The sequence below is a fragment of the Schnuerera sp. genome (assembly GCF_035459645.1).
GTDB lineage: Bacteria > Bacillota > Clostridia > Tissierellales > Tepidimicrobiaceae > Schnuerera.
The window spans coordinates 1-9769 of sequence record NZ_DATHXO010000414.1 but is presented as its reverse complement, the minus strand read 5'-3'; the positions used below and the strand labels follow the sequence as shown (position 1 = coordinate 9769).

Annotated in this window: 10 protein-coding genes; 5 read left to right on the top strand and 5 right to left on the bottom strand. The window is 35.2% G+C overall.

Features of this window, described 5'->3' with window-relative positions; translation table 11 throughout:
* The 4 genes from VK998_RS09830 to kal all read right to left on the bottom strand — a co-directional run.
* Positions 1-668 (bottom strand): ketose-bisphosphate aldolase (locus VK998_RS09830; protein ID WP_325227957.1); only part of this gene is annotated, 668 nt, incomplete at its 3' end.
* A gap of 14 nt (positions 669-682) precedes the next feature.
* Positions 683-1336, bottom strand: a complete 654-nt coding sequence (locus VK998_RS09825) for a hypothetical protein (protein ID WP_325227956.1) — start codon at positions 1334-1336, stop codon at positions 683-685.
* A 113-nt stretch (positions 1337-1449) separates the two neighbouring features.
* On the bottom strand, positions 1450-2268 hold the full coding sequence (gene kce / locus VK998_RS09820) for a 3-keto-5-aminohexanoate cleavage enzyme (protein WP_325227955.1): 819 nt from the start codon (positions 2266-2268) through the stop codon (positions 1450-1452).
* Between the two features lie 28 nt (positions 2269-2296).
* Positions 2297-2680: a 3-aminobutyryl-CoA ammonia lyase gene (gene kal, locus VK998_RS09815; protein ID WP_325227954.1), complete on the bottom strand. Its 384-nt coding sequence runs from the start codon at positions 2678-2680 to the stop codon at positions 2297-2299.
* 219 nt (positions 2681-2899) lie between these two features.
* Between kal and VK998_RS09810 the strand changes: the two genes are divergently transcribed.
* Genes VK998_RS09810 through VK998_RS09800 form a run of 3 tightly spaced genes read left to right on the top strand, consistent with a single transcriptional unit; the run spans position 2900 to position 7001 of the window.
* Entirely contained in the window at positions 2900-3607 is a 708-nt protein-coding gene (locus VK998_RS09810; RefSeq protein WP_325227953.1) for an ABC transporter ATP-binding protein, read from the top strand.
* The gene (locus tag VK998_RS09805; RefSeq protein WP_325227952.1) at positions 3608-5671 is read left to right on the top strand and encodes a COG1361 S-layer family protein; all 2064 of its coding nucleotides are present in this window, start codon (positions 3608-3610) and stop codon (positions 5669-5671) included.
* The gene (locus tag VK998_RS09800) at positions 5664-7001 is read left to right on the top strand and encodes an ABC transporter permease (RefSeq protein ID WP_325227951.1); all 1338 of its coding nucleotides are present in this window, start codon (positions 5664-5666) and stop codon (positions 6999-7001) included. The genes VK998_RS09805 and VK998_RS09800 overlap by 8 nt, the downstream gene beginning before the upstream one ends.
* Positions 7002-7014: 13 nt before the next feature.
* Here VK998_RS09800 and VK998_RS09795 read toward each other — a convergent pair whose 3' ends face one another.
* Positions 7015-8004, bottom strand: coding sequence for a hypothetical protein (locus VK998_RS09795; RefSeq protein WP_325227950.1), 990 nt, complete (start codon positions 8002-8004; stop codon positions 7015-7017).
* A 29-nt stretch (positions 8005-8033) separates the two neighbouring features.
* Here VK998_RS09795 and VK998_RS13115 point away from each other — a divergent pair, with 29 nt between their 5' ends.
* Positions 8034-8483 carry a proton-translocating transhydrogenase family protein gene (locus tag VK998_RS13115; protein ID WP_325227949.1) on the top strand — a complete coding sequence of 150 codons (450 nt, stop codon included), beginning with the start codon at positions 8034-8036 and terminating at the stop codon, positions 8481-8483.
* Positions 8484-8501: 18 nt separating this feature from the next.
* Positions 8502-9769: Re/Si-specific NAD(P)(+) transhydrogenase subunit beta (gene pntB / locus VK998_RS09785; RefSeq protein ID WP_325227948.1), on the top strand; the 1268-nt coding region annotated here is incomplete at its 3' end.

Below are 9769 nucleotides of genomic sequence, written 5' to 3'. Positions count from 1 at the left end.
AAAGACACTGCTTTTTCTATAGCTTCTTTTGGAACTCCACTGGAACCGTGTAGTACTAAAGGAATATTTAATTTTTCCTTTATAGTTTTTATCCTATCAAAATCTAATTTTGGTTCACCTTTATAAACTCCATGAGCAGTTCCTACAGCTATAGCCAAATAATCTACATCTGTTTCATCAACGAATTTCTTAGCTTCATTAGGGTCAGTAAAAGTAGCCTCTCTTTCATCTACAACTATATCATCTTCTGTACCACCAATTTTCCCTAATTCAGCTTCTACAGATACACCAACTGCATGAGCTACTTCAATTACTTTTTTAGTTATTGCAATATTTCCTTCTAAATCAAATCTAGAACCGTCTATCATCACAGAAGAAAAACCGTGTCTTATACATAGCATAACTTGATCAAAATCTGTACCATGATCCAAATGTAATGCAACAGGCACTTTAGCCTTCTCAGCTGCTAATCTACCTAATGCAGCAATATATTCAACACCTGCATATTTTAATCCACCTTGGCTCGCTTGAAGAATTACAGGAGAATTTGTTTCTTCTGCTGCTTCTATTATAGCTTGAACTATCTCCATATTGTTTACATTAAAAGCTCCTACTGCATAGTTGTTCTTGTGGGCATCTTGTAAAATTTCTGTACCAGTTACTAACATAACTACTCCTCCTCTTATTTTTTTATATTCCTATTTTTATCTTTTATAGAATCAATACAAGAAATATTTCTTTCTTCAAGTATTATCTTATCCTTTTTTGATAAAACACTCAAGTCTTCTTCTGTTTCTGCAAAAATTAATTTTACACTTTTACAATTTAAACATTCTAATTCTATCCTATCAGAAAATAATTCAATATTTATTCTAGATCGGCCACAATTACAATTAATTTTTTTATCTTTGTTTAAATTATATAATATGTCTAATATTTTAGCCAATACTTTAAAATTGTTGAAACAATCTTTAGTTATCTTTTCTTCATCATTATTACCTATTTCTATCGATTTTCCTAATAATATTTTCTCTGCTATTTCACTATTTCCTAAAAAGAAAATCTCAGCACCATAAGGACAGTATAAGATATTATCATCCTTTAATATAGTATGCAGATCAAAGTGGTAATAATGCCTATTTCCACAATTAAAACAGTTAATTGAAGCATCTATACCCTTGTTGTTTCTTGTAACAATAATATTAATCTCTCCACATTCACATCTATATTCGATTCTTTCTTTTCCCCTAATGTGAAATAGATTCAATTCATATTTTTTCAATCTACCACAAAAATGACATCTTACTATTAGGGTTTTGCATCCATTTAAAATCAAAGGACACACCTCCTAATTTATTTATTCTATATAGATTAAAAAAATCCTTCTATTTGTCGAAAAAAATTAGTTCCTTTTTAAACATATGTTTAAAAAGGAACTTACTATATAAACTATCTTTTTTTCAATCCTAATATTTCTCTTGCTTCATCTGGAGTAGCTATTTCTCGGCCTAGTTCTTTAGCTATCCTTACTACCTTTTCTACTAACTCTCCATTAGACTTGGCCAAAACTCCTTTTTCTAGATAAACATTGTCTTCAAATCCTACTCTAACATGACCTCCCATTGCAATACCTATTGCTGCCATTGGCATTTCATGTCTTCCAACTCCTGCTACTGTCCAAGTAGAACCTGCTGGTATGCTATCTACCATAAAAGCTAAATCTCTGGCAGTGGCAGTCATTTGAACTCCTAATACGAAGTCAAAATGCATAGGTTCTAAAATATATCCTTGTTTAGCATATTTAATAGCATAGTCTACCATTCCCTTGTCAAATACTTCTATTTCTGGTTTGACTCCTTTTTCTATCATTACCTTACCAAAATTCTTTATAGTATTTTCTGTATTGACGAATATTTCATCTCCACCAAAATTCAATGTTCCACAATCTAAAGTTGCCATTTCTGGAAGAAGTTCTACTGGTTGAAGCCTTTCTTCATCAGACATACCTACTGCTCCACCGGTTGACGGCTGGATTATAACATCAGGACATCTCTTCTTTATTTCCTCTATACATTCCCTAAATCTTTCTTTATCTTGAGTAGGCGTACCATCATCATATCTTACATGCAAATGAATAATACTAGCCCCTGCTTTGTATGCAATCTCCGCTTCTCTGCCTATTTCCTCCACCGTATAAGGTACATTTGGATTATGCTCTTTTGTTACCTCTGCTCCACATATGGCAGCTGTAATAATAAGTTTATCCATTAAACTCCCCCTTATCTATTATTTTGTTTTATTTTCTTTTCTTGTCCTTTGGTACTACACAAGTTCCTTCAGCTTTACAAACTACTATAGGTTCATCTAAAACATCACAAGCCGAATCATTAATATCTGGTCTAGGAGCTATAACTTTTCTTGCTTCAAATTTCATTTTTCTTGAAGTATTGCCTATTTTGGTTATCTCCCCTACCGCTTCAATAAACTCTCCCGCATAAACAGGAGCCAAAAATTCTACATTATCATAAGCCACAAACAAGCCTTCATCTCCATCATTTCTAATAAGTAATTCTGTAGCCACATCTCCAAATAATTGAAGTATTTTAGCCCCATCAACTAAATTCCCTCCATAATGAGCATCTCCAGAACTCATTCTTACTCTAATCATAGCTTTATCCATGTTTCACCCTCCATTTCAAATATAATCACATTAATTATAACATAAGTATTCTCCATAAACCATATAAAAACAATAAGGTCTTAAACTTGTTCTTCCAATCCTATTCATTTATATAGGTTAGTTCATTTCCATAATAATCTTAACAATATTGTAACTATTTATTAGGTAAGATATGATAATATAATAGTGTTAGGTGTAAATTAGGGGGTGAACTTATTTTTGAATGATCTAATAGTACTTAAAAATTTGAGTAAAGTTTATAAAATGGGAGACGAAAAAATCCATGCTTTAAATGATATAAACTTAAAGATAAGTAAAGAAGAATTTGTATGTCTCCTAGGCACTTCTGGCTCTGGCAAAAGTACTTTACTCAATATGATGGCAGGTTTGGAAAAACCTACCAAAGGAAAAATAATTATTGAAAAACATCATGTAGAAAAGATGAACGAAAAACAATTGGCTCAATTTCGACAACTAAATATAGGATTTGTATTTCAATCCTATAATTTAATCCCCACCCTATCAGCTTTAGAAAATGTTAGCCTCGGCCTTACCTTTAGAGGGATATCTAGGAAAGTTAGAGATAGAATGGCAAAGGAAATGTTAGAAGCAGTAGGATTAGGAACTAGACTACATCATAAACCTTCGGAAATGAGCGGTGGACAACAACAAAGAGTAAGTATTGCTAGAGCTTTCGTAGGTAGGCCCAAAATCGTCTTTGCTGATGAACCTACAGGAAATCTAGACACTAAAACTACTTTAGAAGTAATGGATTTAATAACTAACATGGCCAAAGAAAATAAACAAACTCTGATCATAGTAACCCATGACGTAGAAATATCACCATATGGCCATAGGGTTATCTATTTAAGAGATGGTAGTATTGAAAAAATAGTTGAAAATCAAATAAAAGGGGGCGCAGAATAAATGCGAAAATTTATTAGTATATCTTTAGTATTGTTATTAATATTGTTACAACTACCCACTGTAGGAATTGCAGATGAAGATGATTTTGATAAATCTAAACTTATGCCAGTATTCAGTATAGAAAATCGAGATATTCCCAGTGGAGATGCAGATAAAACCATGACTTTGTCCTTTAATTTAAAAAACTCAGGATATCAAGCAAAAAATGTAATAATAACACCTGTATTTGAAGGGGGTAGTCCTTTCACAGTAAGTGATTTGACTAATTCCAAAACCATATCACAAATAAATGGTAATAATACTGTTAATGTGAAATTTAAATTGTCTATTGCAGCTGATGCTGTAGCAGGTAATTATCCTATTGAATTAAAATTTCAATATGAAAACGCATATGGCTATACTGGTGAACATAGTGAAACAGTCTATGTAAGAGTTACTAGTAAAAGTACTCCACCAAAACTTATTATAGATAAAGTAACGACTAATCCTGATGAAATAGGCCCTGGTGGAGAAGCAAAAGTTAGCATAATGTTTGAAAATAAAGGTTCCATAGATGCTAGAGATTTATCAGTTACTTTAGAAGGTTTAAATACAGATGGAGGGTTCTATGTCCAAACTGGTTCTAATGTTTCCCATGTGAATAGGGTACCGGGTAAATCTGTATCTGCTGTTAATTTTGATTTAAAAACAGCAAAAAATATAAAACGAGGTAGCCATGAATTAACTGTTAAATTTTCCTATAAGGATAGCCAAAATAATATTATAGAAGATATTCAAAATATATACTTAAATATTGGAGGAAAAAGTAGTACTAGTTCAAATTTGACCATAGAAAATCTAGTTTATCCTACTTCTGGGATTAAACCAGAGGGTAATTTTGAATTGAAATTTGATTTAGTAAACACAGGTGAGTTAGAAGCTTCAAATATTTTGGTTAAAACTGAAAGTACAGATCCAGCATTAGTACCAAAGACTACAAATATTAAAAAAATAAGTGCAATCGGTACTGATGAATCCGAAAGTTTGTCTTTCATCTTTACTCCAACTAAAGATGCCGAAACTAGGAATTATCCTATAAATATTACTGTTGAATATGAAGATGAATTTAATCAAGGTAGCGAAGATAAATATGTTTTAACCCAATATGTAGGTGCTTATGTTGATAAAGAAAGTGAAGGAGGTAAAGGAACTCCAAAACTTATAATAGATAAATATAATTTTGAACCAACTATAGTTAAAGCAGGCGAAAACTATACTATGAATCTTTCATTTTACAATACTAACGCTCAAAAAGCAGTAAGAAATATAAAAATATTTTTAACTGCAGATGAAAAAACAGATCCTGATAGTCCTAGTAGTGGAGGCAATGTATTTACTCCAGTAGGAAGTAGCAATACCTTCTACATAGATAGTATTCCTGCAAAGGGTAGAGTAGAAAAGAACATTACTATGTTCACAGTCCCTGATGCCCAAGCTAAAACATATACTATCACAGCGAATTTCGAATACGAGGACAATGAAGGAGAAGAATATACCGCCACAGAGCTCATAGGAGTCCCTGTAGTTCAACAATCCAAATTGGAAATAGGAGAAATAAGTTTTTCACCAGAAGCTTTTGCAGGAGAACCTACTCCTGTATTTGTAGAATTTTATAATACAGGAAAAGTCACTCTATATAATATGATGGTAAAACTAGATGGAGATTTCCAAACCGAAAATGGTAGTTACTATGTAGGTAATTTTGAAACTGGAATGTCTGAGTATTTTGAGGGTATGGTAATTCCTATGGAGCCAGGTGAATTAACAGGAAATTTAATCTTTACTTATGAAGACTCCTCTGGAGAAAATATTGAAGTTAAAGAAGAGTTTACCTTAAACGTAATGGAACCAATGCCTATGGATGAATTCCCAGAAGATATGCCACCTATGGAAGAACCAGGAGGTGCTGGAAAGATATTTAAGAGTAAAGGCTTCTGGATAACCATTATTATAATAGCTGCAGCTATTGGTGGATTTATATTCTACAAAAAAAAGAAAAAGAAAGGTATGGCTTTAGATGACTAGTATAGATTTAATGCGAATGGGACTGAAAAATCTGTGGAGGAGAAAATTAAGAACTTTTCTAACGGTTTTGGGCGTTATAATAGGCACTAGTTCTATAGTCGTTATGTTATCCCTTGGTTTTGGAATGCAGGAAGCATTTAAAGGTCAACTATCTAGAATGGGGAGTTTAAATACAGTTAATATTCATAAAAGATATGGAGGATATGATGAAATGTCTTCCGGTAGAAATACTCAAGAAGCAAAATTGGATGATAAGGCTATTTTAAATTTTAAAAACATGCCTCATGTAACTGCTGTAACACCCATAGTAGAAGTCTATGGAATGATTAAAAGTGGTAGATATACAGCCCATACTTCTATTAAAGGTATAGACCCTGAAGCTATGGAATACTTTGACTTTAATATAGGTGAAGGACGTCTATTACAAACTGGAGATAATTTAAACATTGTATTTGGTGGTGGTATGAAATACAACTTCTATGATGAAAAAGCTATGCGGAGAGGTAGATATGAAGAACCAGATATAGACCTTATGAATGATAGGATGGTCTTAACCTTTGATATGGATACTGGAAGAAGGCCTACCATGCCTGGTGAAAGTATTAAAAAACCTAAGTATAAAGATTATAATATAAAAGCAGTAGGTATTCTTGAAGAGGGCAATTGGGAAACAGATTATGGTATATATGCTTCTATTGACACGGTTCAAAAAATGATTGAAGAAAAGGAAAAAGCCGAAGGAAATAATCAAAAACAAAATAGAAGAGCCCAACAAGAATATGAAAGAATTATGGTAAGAGTAGATGATATAAAAAACGTGGCAAATGTACAGCAAAAAATAAAAGATGATGGATTTGAAGCTTATAGTTTAAGTGATATGTTAGATGAAATGAATAAAATGACAGGTATAATCCAAGCCGTCCTTGGAGGGATAGGTGCCATATCCTTACTAGTAGCTGCTATAGGAATTACTAATACCATGGTTATGTCCATATATGAAAGAACTAAAGAAATTGGTATTATGAAAGTTATAGGTGCATCCCTAAAGGATATAAAGAAACTATTTTTATTTGAATCAGCCATGATAGGCCTACTAGGTGGTATAGCCGGAGTTATATTTAGCTATATTTTATCATTCCTAGTAAATAAGTTTAGTCCAGCATTTGGAGATTTTATGGGCTTAGGTGGAGAAACAAAAATAAGTATTATACCTATATGGCTAGTATTTGCTGCATTAGGGTTTTCAGCTTTAATAGGAATAATTTCCGGATATTATCCTGCTAGACGAGCTATGAATCTATCTGCATTAGAAGCTATAAGGACAGAATAAAACAAGACAGAGATTAATCTCTGTCTTGTTTTTCTATTTCAACATTTACTATTTCATCACTTTCCAGTTTCAGTTTAGCAAAATAATCTAATCTTATATCATATATGCTTTTTATCTCCTTACCGATTTTTATAATAGATTTTGGAGAAATATAATAATCAACCATCTCTTCCTTAGAATTTAATATAGTCAGCTTTGGTTCCTCTGAAATTAAAATTTTTTTGATATATCCTTCGTCTTCTCCTGGAGTAGATTTTGCTTCTATAGATTCTACTTCTCCATTTGATAAAGTTAAAACTACCTGATCTCCTGGTCTCAATTTCTTTACATTAACTCCATTAGAATTTCTATAAACCATTAGATTTTCATCTAATATATATTCATAAGTAGTCTTATCTTCTCTTTCCACCAATATCATATATTCTTCATAAAAATGTCTATCCTTAATCATTCCCCGTACCTTACCATTTCTACTTTCACCAGATATGAATAAAGCTAAATCATCAAAGGATTCTACTTTAACCCTGTCCCCTTCTTTTAAGCTATAAAAGTAAGACTCTCTTCCATTTAACAATATTTCAGTTTCTTTAGAAATATGGAAGGTTTTTGTGCCACCTTCATCTAGTTCTACCACCATTGAAGAAGATGTTCCTAAAGAAATATTGTTAATAATTCCTGTTAATATTTCTTTATTGCTATCCACTGTTAAAGATTTGATTATATTGCCTTCAGAGATTGTTGCTTTTATATTCATTCCTGACTCTAAGTCATCTACGAAACCAGAATAATTATCAATAATTATTGAAGCATCTTTATCAAAGGTATAGGAATCTACCCTCTGTCCATTATCAATAAATATAAATTTATCCACTTTCCCAGTAATAATGCCAGCTAATTGGTCTTTTTCATGAGTAACAGGTTCTTCTACTGGTGTTTTTATTGGTGATTTCTCAGGTTCTTCTACTGGCTCTTCTGGAATAGTTACTATAGAGCTTCCATCCATTTTCCCCCCTTACGCATGATGGTGACTTGATGTATCCACCTCCACCCATACAGGTGTCCGCCGCGCCATCTGCGCAAAAGAAAACCCCGGCCCCAACTCCTGCGGCTCCGACTCCCAAGAAAACGCTACCTCGACCGATTGCGATTGGCTTGCTAGGGATCGCTGCCATATTATTCCTATGGCTGGGTCAAAATGCGCCGGCACAATTTCTTAATCACATGATCGTATTTGTGCTGTCTTGTGTAGTGGGTTACTACGTCATTTGGAATGTGACTCATTCCTTGCATACCCCATTGATGTCAGTTACTAATGCTATTTCCAGCATTATTATCCTGGGCGCTTTATTACAAATCGGTCAGGCTGGATTTTGGGTTTCTTTGCTCGCTTTTATTGCAGTCCTCGTTGCTAGCATCAACATATTTGGGGGCTTTTATGTCACGCGTCGCATGCTGCACATGTTTCGTAAAAAAGAACAATAAACCAAGGGAGCTCACACCATGTCATACGGCTTGATTACTGCTGCTTATATCATTGCAGCTCTATTTTTTATTCTTAGTCTTTCTGGGCTCTCACGCCAGGAATCAGCCCGTCACGGCAATCTTTTTGGCATTGCCGGAATGGCTATTGCGCTGTTTGTCACTATTTTTGCGGAACACACAACAGCTCTGCCATGGATCATCATAGCCATGTTGATTGGCGCGGTGATTGGAATTTACAAAGCGCACCGGGTGGAAATGACCCAAATGCCCGAGCTCATTGCCTTGCTGCATAGCTTTGTAGGGTTAGCTGCCGTGCTCGTTGGGTTTAATAGTTTTGCCATGGCAGCTAGCGTTAGTCCAGAAATGCAAACCATACACTTGGTAGAGGTATATATCGGAGTCTTTATTGGCGCCATTACGCTGACCGGCTCTGTTGTTGCCTACGGCAAGCTCAGCGCCAAAATGGCCAGCAAACCATTACAGCTACCCCATAAACATTTACTCAACCTCATTGCTTTAATACTGTCGGTCTTATTGCTGATTTGGTATATCAAGGCCGAAGGCTCTTGGTTTGCATTGCTGTTAATGACAATCATTGCCTTGGCGTTTGGGTGGCACCTGGTCGCTGCCATCGGCGGCGCTGATATGCCCGTAGTTGTATCGATGCTGAACTCGTACTCAGGTTGGGCCGCGGCGGCTGCTGGCTTTATGCTAGAAAATGATCTACTCATCGTCACAGGTGCTTTGGTAGGCTCATCTGGTGCGATCCTGTCTTACATCATGTGTCAGGCGATGAACCGCTCTTTCATTTCGGTAATTGCAGGTGGTTTTGGTAGCGAGGGCGTCATCGCAGACGATAGTGATATGGGCGACTACAAAGAGCTGCAGCCAGCTGAAGTCGCCGACATGCTGAAAAATGCTCGTTCTGTGATTATCACACCAGGTTATGGCATGGCCGTTGCACATGCTCAAAATGTCGTTGCCACCATCACCGAGCAACTATCATCTCAAGGGGTCAATGTCCGTTTTGGCATCCACCCAGTTGCTGGTCGACTCCCCGGGCATATGAACGTTTTATTAGCAGAAGCACGGGTCCCCTACGATGTCGTATTGGGCATGGATGAAATCAATGATGATTTTCAGGATACCGATGTGGTGCTGGTGATTGGTGCCAATGATACGGTCAACCCTGCCGCTGCTACTGATCCTCATAGTCCCATTGCAGGCATGCCAGTACTGCATGTCTGGGAGGCCAAAAATGTGATCGTCTTTAAACGCTCAATGAG